General features: G+C 49.6%; 16 protein-coding genes and 1 other annotated feature. Of the genes, 12 read left to right on the forward strand and 4 right to left on the reverse strand.

Annotated elements, in window-relative coordinates:
* Nucleotides 1-11: 11 nt before the first annotated feature.
* The 8 genes from BMW55_RS06585 to BMW55_RS06620 all read left to right on the forward strand — a co-directional run bounded on the left by BMW55_RS06585 (nucleotide 12) and on the right by BMW55_RS06620 (nucleotide 8,618).
* A complete protein-coding gene (locus tag BMW55_RS06585; RefSeq protein WP_089966599.1) occupies nucleotides 12-1,175 on the forward strand; it encodes an aminotransferase class I/II-fold pyridoxal phosphate-dependent enzyme in 1,164 nt (387 codons plus the stop codon).
* A gap of 103 nt (nucleotides 1,176-1,278) precedes the next feature.
* On the forward strand, nucleotides 1,279-1,836 hold the full coding sequence (dcd, locus tag BMW55_RS06590) for a dCTP deaminase (protein WP_089966601.1): 558 nt from the start codon (nucleotides 1,279-1,281) through the stop codon (nucleotides 1,834-1,836).
* A 124-nt stretch (nucleotides 1,837-1,960) separates the two neighbouring features.
* A complete protein-coding gene (locus BMW55_RS06595; RefSeq protein ID WP_089966603.1) occupies nucleotides 1,961-2,725 on the forward strand; it encodes an NUDIX hydrolase in 765 nt (254 codons plus the stop codon).
* Between the two features lie 345 nt (nucleotides 2,726-3,070).
* Nucleotides 3,071-5,491, forward strand: a complete 2,421-nt coding sequence (locus BMW55_RS06600; protein WP_170839780.1) for a DNA internalization-related competence protein ComEC/Rec2 — start codon at nucleotides 3,071-3,073, stop codon at nucleotides 5,489-5,491.
* 67 nt (nucleotides 5,492-5,558) lie between these two features.
* Nucleotides 5,559-6,116 (forward strand): RNA polymerase sigma factor, encoded by a 558-nt coding sequence (locus tag BMW55_RS06605; protein ID WP_089966606.1) that lies wholly within the window; start codon nucleotides 5,559-5,561, stop codon nucleotides 6,114-6,116.
* Complete coding sequence (locus BMW55_RS06610) at nucleotides 6,098-6,799, forward strand: anti-sigma factor family protein (RefSeq protein ID WP_089966608.1); 702 nt, start codon at nucleotides 6,098-6,100, stop codon at nucleotides 6,797-6,799. The genes BMW55_RS06605 and BMW55_RS06610 overlap by 19 nt, the downstream gene beginning before the upstream one ends.
* A gap of 27 nt (nucleotides 6,800-6,826) precedes the next feature.
* Nucleotides 6,827-7,855 carry a DNA polymerase III subunit delta gene (gene holA, locus BMW55_RS06615; RefSeq protein WP_089966610.1) on the forward strand — a complete coding sequence of 343 codons (1,029 nt, stop codon included), beginning with the start codon at nucleotides 6,827-6,829 and terminating at the stop codon, nucleotides 7,853-7,855.
* Nucleotides 7,856-8,045: 190 nt separating this feature from the next.
* Nucleotides 8,046-8,618, forward strand: a complete 573-nt coding sequence (locus BMW55_RS06620) for a hypothetical protein (RefSeq protein WP_089966612.1) — start codon at nucleotides 8,046-8,048, stop codon at nucleotides 8,616-8,618.
* 54 nt (nucleotides 8,619-8,672) lie between these two features.
* On the opposite strand, the gene BMW55_RS06625 is transcribed toward BMW55_RS06620, so the two are convergent.
* Entirely contained in the window at nucleotides 8,673-9,962 is a 1,290-nt protein-coding gene (locus BMW55_RS06625; RefSeq protein WP_244527469.1) for a phytoene desaturase family protein, read from the reverse strand.
* Nucleotides 9,963-10,129: 167 nt separating this feature from the next.
* Between BMW55_RS06625 and BMW55_RS06630 the strand changes: the two genes are divergently transcribed.
* Nucleotides 10,130-10,591 (forward strand): 2-thiouracil desulfurase family protein, encoded by a 462-nt coding sequence (locus tag BMW55_RS06630; protein WP_089966977.1) that lies wholly within the window; start codon nucleotides 10,130-10,132, stop codon nucleotides 10,589-10,591.
* A 32-nt stretch (nucleotides 10,592-10,623) separates the two neighbouring features.
* Here the strand turns inward: BMW55_RS06630 and BMW55_RS06635 are convergent, their stop codons facing one another.
* Entirely contained in the window at nucleotides 10,624-11,127 is a 504-nt protein-coding gene (locus BMW55_RS06635; RefSeq protein ID WP_089966614.1) for a CcdC family protein, read from the reverse strand.
* Between the two features lie 307 nt (nucleotides 11,128-11,434).
* Nucleotides 11,435-11,660: a binding site (T-box leader), on the forward strand.
* Nucleotides 11,661-11,700: 40 nt separating this feature from the next.
* Here BMW55_RS06635 and trpS point away from each other — a divergent pair.
* The 3 genes from trpS to BMW55_RS06650 all read left to right on the forward strand — a co-directional run bounded on the left by trpS (nucleotide 11,701) and on the right by BMW55_RS06650 (nucleotide 13,619).
* Nucleotides 11,701-12,678, forward strand: coding sequence for a tryptophan--tRNA ligase (gene trpS, locus BMW55_RS06640; RefSeq protein WP_089966616.1), 978 nt, complete (start codon nucleotides 11,701-11,703; stop codon nucleotides 12,676-12,678).
* A 113-nt stretch (nucleotides 12,679-12,791) separates the two neighbouring features.
* Nucleotides 12,792-13,394 (forward strand): sterol desaturase family protein, encoded by a 603-nt coding sequence (locus BMW55_RS06645; protein WP_089966618.1) that lies wholly within the window; start codon nucleotides 12,792-12,794, stop codon nucleotides 13,392-13,394.
* A gap of 24 nt (nucleotides 13,395-13,418) precedes the next feature.
* Nucleotides 13,419-13,619, forward strand: coding sequence for a zinc ribbon domain-containing protein (locus tag BMW55_RS06650; RefSeq protein WP_089966620.1), 201 nt, complete (start codon nucleotides 13,419-13,421; stop codon nucleotides 13,617-13,619).
* Nucleotides 13,620-13,687: 68 nt separating this feature from the next.
* On the opposite strand, the gene BMW55_RS06655 is transcribed toward BMW55_RS06650, so the two are convergent.
* Both BMW55_RS06655 and rpsT read right to left on the reverse strand, forming a co-directional pair.
* Nucleotides 13,688-14,101, reverse strand: a complete 414-nt coding sequence (locus tag BMW55_RS06655; RefSeq protein WP_089966622.1) for a DUF4395 domain-containing protein — start codon at nucleotides 14,099-14,101, stop codon at nucleotides 13,688-13,690.
* 285 nt (nucleotides 14,102-14,386) lie between these two features.
* On the reverse strand, nucleotides 14,387-14,653 hold the full coding sequence (gene rpsT, locus BMW55_RS06660) for a 30S ribosomal protein S20 (protein ID WP_089966979.1): 267 nt from the start codon (nucleotides 14,651-14,653) through the stop codon (nucleotides 14,387-14,389).
* Nucleotides 14,654-14,770: the final 117 nt, after the last annotated feature.

Here is a 14,770-nt window from a genome sequence, read left to right on the forward strand (position 1 = left end):
GTTGAGTGGAGATGAGATTTGAAACGCGTTTGCTTCACAACGGAAACGAAATCGATGATTATACGGGTGCTTCCAGTATTCCCATTTATCAGGCGTCCACCTATCACCACTTTCACATCGATCAACCGGGCGAGTATGATTACGCCCGTTCGGGGAACCCCACCCGGCATGCGCTGGAAAACATGATCGCCAAACTGGAAGGAGGATGTCGCGGTTTTGCCTTCGCTTCCGGAATGGCAGCCATTTCTACGGTATTTTTGCTCTTTTCCCGTGGAGATCATCTGATCGTCTCCCAGGACGTGTACGGGGGAACGTACCGCGTTTTGACCCGGGTATTTTCCCGCATGGGGATTGAGGTTTCGTTTGTGGACACCACGGACCTGGAACAGGTGAGTAACGCCATCCGTTCCAATACCAAAGCGATCTATGTGGAAACACCGTCCAATCCGCTGTTGAAAGTAACCGATCTGAGGGGTATTGTGGCCATTGCCCGGTCAAACCGATTGCTGACGATCGTCGACAATACGTTCCTTACTCCTTATTTCCAACAGCCGCTCGATTTGGGCGCGGACATTGTGGTTCACAGCGCGACCAAGTTTATCAGCGGTCACAGCGATGTCGTCGCCGGGTTGGTCGTGGCCAAAGAGGAAGAGATCGCTGAGCAGATCGGACAATTGCAAAATTCGTTCGGAGCCATCCTTGGCGTGCAGGATTCCTGGCTGGTGATGAGAGGGTTGAAAACCTTGCAGGCGCGGATGGAGGCTTCCACAAAAAGCGCGGAGAAGCTGGCGTTATGGCTGGAGCAACATCCGTCCGTGAAGAAGGTTTACTATACCGGACTGCCGTCCCATGACGGCCACCATCTCCAAGACCGGCAGGCCAGCGGCCATGGAGCGGTGTTGTCGTTTGACGTCGGCAGCGAAGAAAAAGCGAAGCAAATATTGAACAAAGTTCGGTTGCCGATCGTGGCGGTGAGCTTGGGTGCGGTGGAAAGCATCTTATCCTACCCGGCGAAAATGTCCCATGCATCGATGCCGCCGGAAGTACGGCAAAAGCACGGGATTACCGACGGCCTCCTGCGCCTTTCCGTCGGCCTGGAAAATGCGGATGATCTGATCGATGACCTGGCCCAGGCGATCGAAGAAAAAGTGTGGTCCGTTGTAGCTGGAAAATGATAATCATACACGTCTCCCCACGGAGGCGTTTTTCTTTTTGCTCTCATCATGTACAATGAACAATGACATAAAAAAAGAGAATAGGAGAAGGAGCGGGAGAAAAATGACCATTAAATCAGATAAATGGATACGAAAAATGGCTCGGGAATATAAAATGATCGAACCGTTTATCGACAGCAATGTCGGGAAAGGAGAAGCGGTCAGCTTTGGACTGAGCAGTTACGGTTATGACCTGCGCGTGGCGGATGAATATAAAATCTTCCACAACGCGTTAAACTCGGTGATCGATCCCAAAAAGATCGACTCCGATTCGTTTATAGACTTCAAAGGGGATGTGTGCATCATCCCGCCGAACTCCTTTGCCCTGGCCCGTTCGGTTGAGTATTTCCGAATCCCGGAAAACGTATTGGCCATTTGCGTGGGGAAATCCACTTACGCCCGCTGCGGCATCATCACCAACGTGACCCCGTTTGAACCGGGCTGGGAAGGATATGTAACTTTGGAAATCTCCAATACGACTCCGCTGCCAGCGAAGATTTATTCCAATGAAGGGCTGTGCCAGGTCTTATTTTTTGAGAGCGACGAAGCCTGCGAAGTCTCTTACCGACACAAAAAAGGAAAATATCAGCACCAGACCGGGATTACTCTCCCAAGGGTGTAGCAGGGAAAGCCAGCGGGTTGATCCAGCCTGCTGGCTGTTTCACTCGTTTAATTCCGAACTTTTGAATAAATGAATTTATAAGATAATTCAATTCATCCGATTTCTGATTTATAGGAGGACGCTTATGAATCAAAAGGTGACCATTCTTTCCGCTCCTAAAAGGATCCAGGTATGGGTTAAAGATGAAACGGTGGACCTGCCGCTTCCCATTCAAGAACAAATCGATCACTATTGGAACACAGTAAACCGGGATCAAGAGAGATTTACCCGTGGAACCATCTATACCGTCAGCAGGATGGAATCCAACCCGGATTTTTTAAATGTTGAACTGGTAAAAACCGATTATGCGCACTATTTGTATACCAACAGAAAATCATTGCCGGAAGCGTACGCCTGCCAGGTGATTTACAGTGCGGTTATGCTCGTGACTCAAGATGAACAAGTGTTGATCGGAGAAATGGGGACGGACACGGCTCATCCGGGAAGGCTTCAGTTTCCCGGGGGAAGCGTCGATCCCCGGGATGTTTACGGCAACCGGGTTGATCTCAGAGAGAGTGTCATCCGGGAGTGCCGGGAAGAAATCGGTTTTGATTTAAAGAATCGGCAGCTGGTTGGTTCCTTTGATCCCAAATATGTCAAACTGGGCGGGCCTTTCAGATCGATCGCGGTCATCTACAAAGCGAACCTTCGCCTCACTTCCCGGGAACTGCAAGAGTTGTACGCAAAACACGTCCAATCTTTGTTGTCCGCGGGAGAAACGCCCGAATTTACTTCATTGACCTTTGTTTCAACAGACCCGGAAGCCGTTCGCAAGTTCTGCCGGGAAGATCAGAGAGAAAAAGTGGATTACCTCGAACCCGTCTTGCGGACAGATGCGGGGATTTTATAGATCCACTTTTCCATCCAACGGGGCTTCCATGCGGAGTCATCTTCGTGTTCGTATGAAGGGATTTGTAGAAAAGCTAAGAGAAGGCCGGTAAGGGTGATGCAGCTTGACTGCCGGACCCTTTTGGATAGGGCCCTGTGCCGATCCGCCTTGATTGCCCCCGCGTCCGTCAATCCCTGTCATCTCCAAACGAAGTTAAAGTTTTCTCACCGGTCAGGATATCATTGATTTTACAGATGAGAAGGAAAATACAGTAACCATAGGGAATAATTCTCACCATTAATGGTCAGCCGATGCACATCTGATAAAAATCAACCGGTTTCTATTTTCCTGAAAGGTGAGAATGAATTGAAGCAACCGTTGGTCTGGAGCAGTTTGGGATGGATTACCGGGAGTTTGCTGTGTCACTGGGGGTGGAAAAGTGTTTCTTTATATGCCGGTTTAGCGGTTGGGATCAGCGTCTTGGGTGCCTGGTTTTTTTACCAGTACAGAAAAGGGCTCCTCGTTACGTTGTTTCTGGTTGGCTTGTCCGTCGGCGCTGCCCGTTATGCCTATGCAGAGGTGAACAATCATTCTGCCATCGCGGCCGTCGTCGGTTCAAACGGGGAAACGGCGGCTGTCATCACGGGAGAGATTGTTTCCCGGCCTCAAGTCGACGGGGATCGATTGTTGTTTGATATAAAGGTTCGCCAGTTGGCTGACGGACGAATCCGGTGGAGAATCCCCGAGGAAGAGATAAAGGTAACGGTTCGGCTGCAAAATGAAACAGAGTGGCTAAATGCGCACCAATTTCAGCGTTATTGGAAAATTGAAACGCTCGTGGTGCTGGAAAGGCCTTCACCGGCGAGAAATCCGGGTGCGTTCGATTACCGTGCCTATTTGTACAGGCAACAAATTCACTGGCTGGCCAAAGGAGAATCTTTAGACAGGGTGAAGATTTTATCGGCAGACCGCGATCATCTGTTTGTCTGGATGGATCGCTTGCGGGAGGAGCTGGGATCGCAGATCGAGCGAATATATTCTCCTGCATACGCCGGACTGATCCGGGGGATGTTGCTCGGGGAGAGGGAGAGAGTCGATGCGGAGATGGAAGCCGCTTATTCCACCCTGGGAATCGTTCATCTCTTATCCATTTCCGGTCTGCATGTAGGGGTGCTTGTTGCTTGTCTGTACTTTCTGCTGAAACAAACGGGGCTGACCAGAGAAAAGGCAGCTTTGCTCGTCATTCTGGCCCTTCCTTTTTATGTGATCTTAACAGGGGCGGAGGCTCCGGTGATCCGTGCCGCGATCATGGCCGGTTTAAGTCTGTTGGCAGTCCTCTTCGGCCGCTGGAAGGAACTGCTCTCCTTTATGGCTCTGTCGCTGTTGATTCAACTTGCCTGGAATCCTTATCAAATCTTTGAACCGGGATTTCAGCTTACCTTTCTCGTGACCGGCGCTCTCATTATCGGGGTGGAACCGATCGCCCGGCAGCTTCCCTTTCCGTGGCATCGGCTGAATCAGGGGATCGCTGTTGCATTGGTAGCGCAAGTTGTCTCTTTTCCGGTCCTCATATATCATTTTTATGAGTTCTCATTTCTGTCGTGGTTTGCCAATCTGCTGTTTGTCCCTGTGATCAGCTCATTGGTGATCCCCGTTTCGACGGCAGCTTTGCTGCTCGGTTTTGTACATGAAACGGCAGGAAGATGGCTGGCCGGCTTCTCTTCCCTGTTGCTCGATCTGGTACATAAGGGAACGGATCTGTTGTTAGAGTGGTCTTGGGCCCATGTCACCTGGGTCCCGCCAACTCTTCTGTGGGTTTTGCTGTATTCTTTGGCCGCTATCTATCTATGGATCAGCTGGGCGGGAAATTTGATTTTCCCGGGTCGGCACCGAATGCTTTCCGGTCTGTGTTTCATATGTTTGGTTGCGGTTGCCCATCAGGCACACCTGTGGGGAAAGGACGAAGCCAGAATCGCTTTTTTGGATGTAGGGCAAGGGGATTGTACGGTGATTGAAACACCGGAAGGAAAAGTCATTTTGGTGGATGGAGGAGGAACTCCCTTTTTCCCGAGGAAACCATGGCAAATCAGGCGCGATCCATTTGAGGTGGGAAAACGGATCGTCGTTCCATATTTGAAATACCGGGGCATCCGTCAGATTGATGAATTAGTGATCACTCACGGGGACACGGATCACATCGGGGGACTCTTGGCGGTAGCAGAGCGCTTTCCTGTTCGAAGGGTCATCCGCAATCCCCATCCTCCCGGCAGCCAGACGGAAAAGAGGTTGCTCCAAACGCTGGCCAAAAAAGGAACACGGATCTATACGCTGTCTCCCGGGGTATCTTGGGAGGTGGAGCCGGGCATCAAGTGGAAGTTTTTTCACCCTGATCCGTCCCGATTGATCGGTACGAACGAAAAGAGCAATAATGATTCGGTTGTCTTTCTGCTTTCTGTCTTTCAAATGCGAATCATGATGACAGGTGATATGGAGCGAGAAGCTGAATCGAAAGTCTTGTCGGAATGGGCGCTGCCAACCGTTGATTTGTTAAAAGTAGCCCATCATGGCAGCCGAACATCGACACAGGCGAAATGGCTTCAAGTACTGAAGCCCCGTCAGGCGATCATCTCTGTAGGGAGGGAAAACCGTTACGGCCATCCGGCTCCTGAAGTGCTCCAACGTTTACAGGCAATTGGAGCGGCGGTACTCAGAACCGACCGACACGGAGCCGTCACGGTAAAGATCCGGCCGGAAGGCATCAGGACGGAAACGATGCTTCAACCTTGAAAGTCCGGCTTTTTTGGTTGCAACTTATGAATCACAAACGGAGTCTATCTCATTAGGGGGGGTTGGATTGGTCGACCAGGAAATCATAGAGCGGGCCAAGTCCGGAGACCGTGAGGCGATTGTGCAGCTCTTGAGACGATTGGAGACACCCGTTTACCGCACGGCTTATTACTGGATGGGCAATGAGCAGGATGCCATGGATGCCACCCAGGAAGCATTGCTTAAAATATATAAACACCTTCCCGCTTTTAAGGGGGATTCCATGCTGGAAACCTGGGCACAACGGATTGTGACCAATGTGTGCATGGATCATTTCCGGAAAAGAAAGAAGGTGGTTTTTATACAAGAGGAAGCATGGCACGAAGACCGGAAAGCGGTCAGGGAAGTGGAGCGCGGGGCGGTCGCGGCCGATCTGAAGCAAGCGATTGAACGGTTGCCCGATGCGCAGCGCAAAGCCATTATTTTACGATATGTACAGGAGTACAATTACCAGGAAATTGCGGATGCGATGCAATTGCCTTTGAATACGGTTAAATCCCATCTGTTTCGGGCCAGAAAACAGCTTCAGCAGTGGTTGGCTGAATACCGGGAAGGAGGGGTGACTCGATGGGAAGCGAAAAAATAATGGAACTGATTCAGCGTGATTTGGATGACGATTTGTCACCTGCAGAAAAAGAAGCGTTGGAGGCACACTTGTCTCAGAGGCCCGAAGACAGAAAGCTCGCCCAACAACTTCGGTCGCTGTCCAATGAGTTATCCCGGCTGCCCAAAGTCGTCCCGCCAAGCAGTGTCATCGATTCGATCCTCCCCGCCATTGATGAAGATTTAGCACAAGCCGCTGACAAGCAACAAAAGCGCATCCGCTCCCGGTGGGTAAAAACAGGGGCGGCAGTGGCGATCGCGGCTGTTGCGGCTCTTTTCACACTTCCGTTTTTACCGTTGGAACAGGGCTCCCAGCCGTCCACATCCACATATATGGAAACCAGCGTGAAGAAGGAAGGCTCATCTGCTGCCGATCCCCGGCAACGATCTTCAGAGGACGGCACATTCATGACTACCTTTGAATCCCAGGGGGCAGTCTGGTCACCCGATCAGGTTTATCAAGCGAAATGGGAAGAGGAGCGCCTGATTGTCCGCAAACCGTCCGGAGAGATTCAATATCGGAGCGAAAGGTTTAAAGGTGAGCGGTTGATCGCCCTTACATGGAAATCCAACCGCGAAATTGAAGCCGTCCTTAGCGGGAAAGATGGACAAGAGATGACCAGGAAGGTTACGATTGATGTGGTGCAAAAGAAAAGAACCAAGTAAACGGGATGAAGAGGTGAAAAAGCGTCTATGGATCGCGAGTTGTTGCAAGAAATCAAGAAAGGAATCGTTCATCCGGTTTACTTTTTTTACGGAACAGAAACCTTTTTGATCGAAGAGACAGTCGAGTGGATGGAAAAGCAACTCATGCCGGACGGGGACGGTTTAGGTAACATCGTCAAATTGGATTTGGAAGAGGTTCCGGTACAGACTCTTGTGCAAGAGGCGGAAACTCTTCCTTTTTTTGGGGATCGCCGCTTGATTGTCGGGAAAAACGCCTACTTTCTCACCACGCAGAAAACAAGGGGCGGGGTGGATCACAATCCCGAGGCGCTGCTCTCTTATCTCCAGCAGCCTCTTACATCCAGCGTTGTGGTCCTCATCGCTCCCACAGATAAATTGGATAAACGAAAAAAAGTGACCAAAGCATTGGAGAAGCAGGCTCGCACGATGAATTTTGAGCCGTTGAACGGACCGATGCTCGTCGACTGGTTAAAAAAGCGGTTCAAGCAGCTGAACGTCAATATAGAGAAACAAACATTGAGGGAGCTCGTCCTGCTGGTCGGCAATGATTTGCGCCTCCTGCATCAGGAATGTGTGAAACTGGCCATTTACGCAGGACAAGGGGGAACGGTTACTTCTCAGATGGTCGCGGAATTGGTTCCCCGGACGTTGGAACAGGATGTGTTTAAACTCATCGACCGCATCGCGCAGCGGAAACTGGATGAAGCGTTCAGCATCTGGTACGATCTCCTCGATCAGCGGGAAGAACCGATCAGAATACTGGCCCTGATCATTCGCCAATTCCGTCTCATGCTTCAAGTAAAGGTTTTGTCCCAACAAGGGATGTCCGAAAAGGAAATCGGCTCTTTCCTAAAGATTCATCCTTATCCGGTCAAGTTGGCCTACAAGCAGGGAGCGTCCTTTTCCGAAAAAATCCTCCGCTCTTTGCTGGCCAAAGCGATTGCAACGGAACAGGATATCAAATCGGGAAAAATCGATAAAGTGCTCGGCGTGGAGCGATTGTTGATCCAAGTCCATCCAGCGGATGGGAAGTGAAACCGGGATGTTCCTCCGATTGCAACAACTGGATCAGGCACGGGGACCAAAATATGTTAAGATGGATAACAAACGGATTTCCGGTCCGAGCGAGCCTTGGAGAGACAGACTTTTCGCATTCGTACAGGGTGGCCGACGACCGCCCGCCTCGATGCACTTTCACAGAATATGCGGTGTGAGGAGGTTTTGTATGGAAGAGCGTCGCTTGAACAACCTGCGCAGAAAGCAGTTCATCTATATGAATCTGATGTTTGCCGTAACGCTGATCCTCTTGCTTGGCCTGGTGTTGAGCCGGGCTTCGGGGGTGGTGGTTTATTCCGTATTGGGTCTCATTTTCCTTATCCCTGCAATCAGCTTGCAGATTTCAAAACGACCCCATCCATTCCTTCAGCTGTTCCCGGGAATGAAAGAATTGATTCGTTATGAATTGGACAAGCTGGGGAACAGTTGGCGCCGTTATTACACTTCAGGCTTTCTCCTGCAGTTCGCGCTGAGCATCTTTTTCTTCATCCAGGCTCTGATCCGCGACGGCAATACCCCATTTATGGAGGGAATCCCGTTTTGGTATCTGATTGTGATCCCGCTTGTCATGCTTCTCGTGCTCAATTTCAATCTGCGTGTCCATACCCGGCGCATCGACCAAAAAACGCCGGAACAACTGAAAGTGTATGCCGATGACAAAATGCTTTTTTCGCTCGTGTTCGCGTCTGTCTCCGTCGTCATGACCCTGTTGGGAACCCTTGTGGTCATGGTGATGACGTGATGAAAAAAGCAACCAGTGCAAGTTGCCATCCACTGGTTGCTTTTTTGTGTTGTTTTATTCTTCAACGGGATGCTTCATGATCCGGCTGGTCACTTCATAGGCTGAGCTGAAGGAAAGCTCGGAAAGTTGTCCTTCCCCTTTGCACCAATCACCGGCAAAATAGGCGTTGGACAGACTGTAAAACTTGACCGGCATCAGGCGCTGGTCGTCAATGCATTTGATTTCCTGCACGGTCGCCCTTTTGGAGACCCGTTTGGCGACGAGGCGTTCCCGCCAGCCCGGGAAATGTTTGTCATAGACGGATTCGATCAGGGCTACTTTTTCATCCGCCTTGCCGCTTGCGATCTCTTCCTCATTGAGATAGGCAACCGCTTGCATCAACTGTCCGCCTTCGGGCACGCAAGTCGTGTCATAGTAGGAAATATCGGTGATGAACACGCGCTGAGCTTTTTGATATACATACGTAAACGGACTGCGAATCCGTTCGCTGAGACCCACATCGTAAACAACCACTTGAGTGGGAACATAACGCGCATACTCTTCAAAGTATTTCTGTTGAGGTGTATCGCTGAACAGACTGAACAATTCTTTGGGAGGAATGCAGAAAATGTAATGATCTCCCTGGTACACCTGCTCTTTCCCGTGAACGGCGGTGATGCGCTTTCCATCCAGTTCCACTTTGGTCACTTTTTCTTTGGTCACGATGCTCCCGCCATTTTTTTCGATGATCTCAGCAAACGCATCAACAATCGCCTGCCAACCGCCCCCGATGTAGGAAACGGCCCGATGAGTGGAGAACAATCGCTTATAATATTGGAAAAAGAGGGGCGAAGGGATTTTTTCCGCCTCATTGGTAAAGAAGTTGGATGAAGCTACGGTGAGCAGCAAATCCCGCACCTGCTCCGGTTCTTTTTCCAGGTATTCACCGATGGGAACCCCGTCTTCCCCCCGCTCGATTGCAGCCATTGTTTTAAAGACTTCGTAAGCAAAGCGCAGTTTATTTTGTGAATCCAAAATTTTTGTGCGGTACAGGCCTTCCAGTGTTGCCGGCATGGGCGTGGTATATGAGCCTAAATCATAGAAAGCTTTTGATGGGGAAAAATCTTTCCAGTCGACTTTCAGATGGATTTCGCTTTCAAATTTACGCAAAATAGATTTATCGCGAGCGTAGATCGCGTGAGCTCCAAAGTTGAAGTTAAAGCCTTTCATCGGTATGGAGATCGCTCGCCCGCCCAGTTTTGGGGCTTTCTCCAACAAAGTCACATCATAATTATTGTGCGCGAGTCGAGCAGCGGCGCTTAAGCCGGCCAAACCTCCACCCACCACAATCACTTTTTCAGGCACAAGAAACACTCTCCTCTGGTAAAACGGTTCCATCATTTAGTATGCCTTCATTGTATCAAGTTCAAGTCTGTTCGAGTAGAGTTTTGGTCAAGTTCGCAACTTTCATTCTACAATCCGTTTGTGTTATCTTAATTCAAGCTCGGGAATTACAAAAGGCGGGGATCATGATGGGCAAAAAAATTGTCAGCGCTTGTTTTGCCGGCATAAACTGCCGGTATGATCAAAGGCATAACCGGATCAGCCGGATTCAAGAACTGGTTGAAAAAGGGGAAGCGGTTCCTGTCTGCCCTGAAGTGATGGGAGGCCTGCCAACTCCGCGAAATCCGGCGGAAATTGTCGGGGGAGACGGTGAGGACGTGCTGGACGGGAAAGCGCGGGTCATCGACAATCAAGGAAATGACGTGACGGAAGCTTTTATCCGCGGAGCGTACGAAGCGCTCAAAATTGCGCAATCGGTAGGGGCGAAAGAGGCGATCTTGAAAGAAAAAAGCCCGTCGTGCGGAAGCTGCATGATTTACGACGGGCAGTTTCGGGGAGTAAAAAAAGCCGGACAAGGGGTGACGGCTGCTCTTCTCCGCCGTCACGGCATCCGGGTGGTCTCCGAAGAAACGATGGAAAACGAAAACTAACCCCCCGCTTTCCGACATCAGCGGGGGGTTAGTTATGATTGTACCACTTTGCTTACCAACTGTTTTTCCAGCTTTTTGTATTGATAAAACATGGCCAGCCGCCATGGAAGAAGCATCCCGAAGGCAAGGATAAAGAAAAGTCCGCCGGTCTGGTAGATGCTGATGTGTTGCTCAATGTAGGTATGGAGCGAGAGCCGGATCACAAGAAGGCCGATCAAGATCCAGATGAACGCCCGGGAACGTTTTAAGTAGATCTGATCATCAATCACTTCAAATTTAGAAGTTTGAATCAATGGAATGGAAAAAAAGACAACCCCGGCCAGAAACGCGAGGATCGCCCACGACCATGGAATGTGGGTAGGCGGAAACAGAAACATCAAGAATCCGGTACTCATCCCGAGCGGCGGCAGGATGATCTTTTTGGCCGATGTGGGCTTTTGGGTGGCTCTTAAACGGATGACGATGACCATGGAAGCCATCACGATCAATGCAAGTGGTGCGAACAGATGCATATTGACAGGTAAAGCGTGCCCCATACAACCTACCTCCCTAATCATGAAAAAACTAGCACATTTTTAGTGTTTTGTAAATAAGTTATGCGTAACCTCAGCTTGAGATGGCAGGACTCAAACTTCAAACCATATCTTCTCACTGGAAGGATTGTTCTATGCAAAAGCTGATGCTCCATCGGTCAAACATCAGATAAACATCTCTTAACCCATTTTAACTGCAAGAGCCCGGGTGATCCGAAGCGGAGCAAAAGTAGGAAAAAACTTGACTTCTGTTTTCTATTACAGGAAAATATTCTTCAAATATCTTTTGTCTCCTCTTACATGGGAATACACGACGGCGATGAAAAAGAAGAGTAACACAGGAAACTGTCCAGAGAGTTGGCGGGTGGTGCAAGCCAAACAGGGAACTGTGTGAATGGGCTTTGGAGCTGTGATCCGAACGGAAGGTCAACCTTCCCAGTAGGTGATACCGGTCGAAAACCGTTATGTGATGAAGTGCGCTTGGATGGTTGAACAAGCGAATTAGGGTGGTACCGCGAGCACAACTCGTCCCTAGTTGGGACGAGTTGTTTTATTTTATTAAAGGAGTGAAGACGCATGGAACGAGTTCTTTCCGGTGTTCAGCCCACAGGCGTTCCTCACCTGGGAAACTACCTGGGTGCGATGAAACAGTTTGTGCAGTTGCAGGATAAAGCGGATTGCTATTTCTGCGTTGTGAATCTGCATGCCTTGACCTTGCCGCGCGACCCGGCCATGCTGCGGGAAAACACATTGGATTTGGCGGCAATGTATTTGGCGATCGGCCTTGATCCAAACAAGGCCACGCTGTTTGTGCAGTCACAGGTCCGTGCCCACAGTGAAGCGAGCTGGTTGTTGCAATGCGTTGCGCGGATCGGAGAGCTAAACCGGATGGTGCAGTACAAAGAGAAGAGCAAAGGTTCGGAATCCGTCGTGGCCGGCCTGTACACTTACCCTGTTTTGATGGCGGCGGATATTTTAATCTATCAGGCGGACCTCGTTCCGGTAGGGGAAGACCAGAAACAACACCTGGAGTTGACCCGTCTCCTTGCCGAACGGTTTAACCGCGACTACGGGGAAGTGTTTACCATCCCCGAGCCGATGATCGGTCAAGTTGGCGCAAGGATTATGGGACTGGATAACCCGGAGAAAAAGATGAGCAAAAGTGCGGAAAGCGAGTTCAACTACATTACTCTGCTGGATGATCCAAAGAAAATTGAGAAAAAATTGAAGCGGGCCGTGACCGATTCCGAAAACGTGATCCGCTTCGATCCCGAAACCAAACCGGGCGTCAGCAATCTGCTCGTCATCTACAGCCTGCTCACCGACACACCGGTATCCGAGCTGGAAAAACGGTATCAGGGAGCCGGATACGGTCAGCTGAAAAAAGACCTGGTCGAGATCACGATCGACCATCTCGCCCCGATTCAGCAAAAATACCATGAAATCCGGAGATCGCAGGAACTGATAAGCATTCTGAAAGAAGGAGCGGAGCGCGCTGCTCAAACCGCTGACGACACGTTGAGGAAAATGCAAGAGGCGATGGGGCTCTTGTAACATGGAGTGCCGGGGATGCTTCCCCGGCATTTTTTTATGCATGAGAAGATATTCCGCAATCATAAAAATTGTTAGAATGTTTATAGGTGGATCAAATGGAAAGGAGTGATTCGATGTCCAAGTATCTGAAAGAATTTTTCTCCCATTACGACGTTTTCATCCTGTGCCTGTTTTTCTCAGCCGGGGTCGTCATGACTGTGCCACGTGTGGGGGAAGGCCGGATTTGGTTGGCAGCGGTGGTGGGATGTGTCTTGTTTGCTGTCAGCGAGTATCTGACCCATCGATTTTTCTTTCATCTAAAACCGCCAAAAAACCGGACTCTTCTTCAATTACTTAAGCGATTGCATTATGATCACCATGAAGATCCCGATAACCTGAAGTTGCTTTTTCTGCCGGTTTGGTATACGGCTCCCCAATTTCTGCTGATTGGGACGATCGCGTTTTTGATCAGCGGGAACGCGTACGTGACCATTTCCTTTGTCACTGGAGCAATGGGGTATCAACTCTATTACGAGTGGAAGCATTATGTAGCCCATCGCCCGATCAAACCGCTCACCCCGTGGGGCCGAATGCTGAAAAAATACCATCTGTTGCATCATTTTAAAAGCGAACATTATTGGTATGGAGTGACCAACCCGGTGATGGACCGCCTGCTGGGGACGATGAAGGACGAAAAAGAGGCGGAAAAAAGCCAGACGGCCCGAAAGCTGCTTTAAGCCGTAAGTGGAGGATATAAAACGATGAAAAGAGGATGTCCCAAATGCGGCGGTCAGGAAGTGACGGTGGGAGAGATTGCAGCGACAGGAACAGGCCTAAGTCGTTTCTTTGATATTCAGCACAATGAATTTAAAGTTGTTTCATGCAAAAACTGCGGTTATTCAGAGTTTTACCGGATCAAACGATCGGCAGACAAAGATATTGTGGATCTGTTTTTTAGCTGAAAAGGATGGAGCCGGCGGACAGGAAACGATATGGCCGCCGGTTTTCTGCTGATTTTCCCTGTATGCTGTCACCCCGACTGGCGGCGATGCTTCCATTGAATGTATTGATAGCGAATGAAACATCCGATGCAAAAGCCCAGGATGGCAAGCAGCGAGGCGGCTCCCACCATGATCATAAATATATACCCCGCCACACCATACCCCGTGGCAAATCCCAGGTAACTGAGTCCCAGGCAGATGACGGCGATCCATTGATTGAACCGTTGCTGTTCCGGGTCTTCCTGTTCATAATCAGACGGCGGTTTTTTTAAGAACGGGCGCACCAGCCCAAAAACGGGGTTTTGTTTGAAAGCCAGACTGTACAAGCCGGCGAGGAGGGGAATCAACAGGATTTCAGGAAGGCCGAGTACCAGGGTCAACAGGACGGAAAGCAAGATAAACCACTGATTGGCACGCACAAACGGAACCGGAATTCCCTTCAATGTGAATCACCTGCTTTTCGGATGAGAGTGATGTTTGATTACTCTAAAGTATAGCATTTTTTCTTTTATATTTTGTTTTTGCAATAATATTTTTTTCTGTTTGATTCTATTTCCTTCTTCATCTTTTTGTATAATCCTTTTCATGAGGATTTCTTTTGTCAAAAAAAGCGCCCTTCTTAGAACCAAAATCTAAGAAAGGCGCTTTTTTAAACGGTATTCCTATGTAAAAAGGCTTGCTGACTCTTGTCAGCAGCCTGGCTGAACCCGGCTCAGAGGGTATGTGAATTAAGCGTTCAAAGCTTGCAGCTTTTTAGCCAGACGGGATTTTTTGCGTGCAGCTGCATTTTTATGGATAATCCCTTTGGTTACCGCTTTGTCCAAGCTGCGGGTCGCTTCTTTCAACAGTGCAGTTGCCTGTGCTTGATCATTCGCTTCCACGGCAGCCAAGAATTTTTTCACGGTAGTACGCATGGCGGATTTTTGGGCAGCGTTGCGTGCGCGACGTACCTCGTTGGTTTTTGCACGTTTAATTGCGGATTTAATGTTAGCCAAATCTTTCACCTCCCGGGGCATTATTACGCATCCCATTACATGCAACACGCAATATTCTAGCATGAGGGAAGATAAAAAGCAATAACAGGCATGCGGGAGAATAATTAAAACACGCAA

The organism is Lihuaxuella thermophila, from assembly GCF_900110165.1.
In the GTDB taxonomy this organism is placed as follows: domain Bacteria; phylum Bacillota; class Bacilli; order Thermoactinomycetales; family Thermoactinomycetaceae; genus Lihuaxuella; species Lihuaxuella thermophila.

Coding starts and splice junctions, on each gene's coding strand:
- BMW55_RS06585 (WP_089966599.1), top strand. CDS start 12: ATGAGATTTGAAACGCGTTTGCTTCACAACGGAAACGAAATCGATGAT.
- dcd (WP_089966601.1), top strand. CDS start 1,279: ATGACCATTAAATCAGATAAATGGATACGAAAAATGGCTCGGGAATAT.
- BMW55_RS06595 (WP_089966603.1), top strand. CDS start 1,961: ATGAATCAAAAGGTGACCATTCTTTCCGCTCCTAAAAGGATCCAGGTA.
- BMW55_RS06610 (WP_089966608.1), top strand. CDS start 6,098: ATGGGAAGCGAAAAAATAATGGAACTGATTCAGCGTGATTTGGATGAC.
- holA (WP_089966610.1), top strand. CDS start 6,827: ATGGATCGCGAGTTGTTGCAAGAAATCAAGAAAGGAATCGTTCATCCG.
- BMW55_RS06620 (WP_089966612.1), top strand. CDS start 8,046: ATGGAAGAGCGTCGCTTGAACAACCTGCGCAGAAAGCAGTTCATCTAT.
- BMW55_RS06630 (WP_089966977.1), top strand. CDS start 10,130: ATGGGCAAAAAAATTGTCAGCGCTTGTTTTGCCGGCATAAACTGCCGG.
- BMW55_RS06635 (WP_089966614.1), bottom strand. CDS start 11,127: ATGGGGCACGCTTTACCTGTCAATATGCATCTGTTCGCACCACTTGCA.
- trpS (WP_089966616.1), top strand. CDS start 11,701: ATGGAACGAGTTCTTTCCGGTGTTCAGCCCACAGGCGTTCCTCACCTG.
- BMW55_RS06645 (WP_089966618.1), top strand. CDS start 12,792: ATGTCCAAGTATCTGAAAGAATTTTTCTCCCATTACGACGTTTTCATC.
- BMW55_RS06650 (WP_089966620.1), top strand. CDS start 13,419: ATGAAAAGAGGATGTCCCAAATGCGGCGGTCAGGAAGTGACGGTGGGA.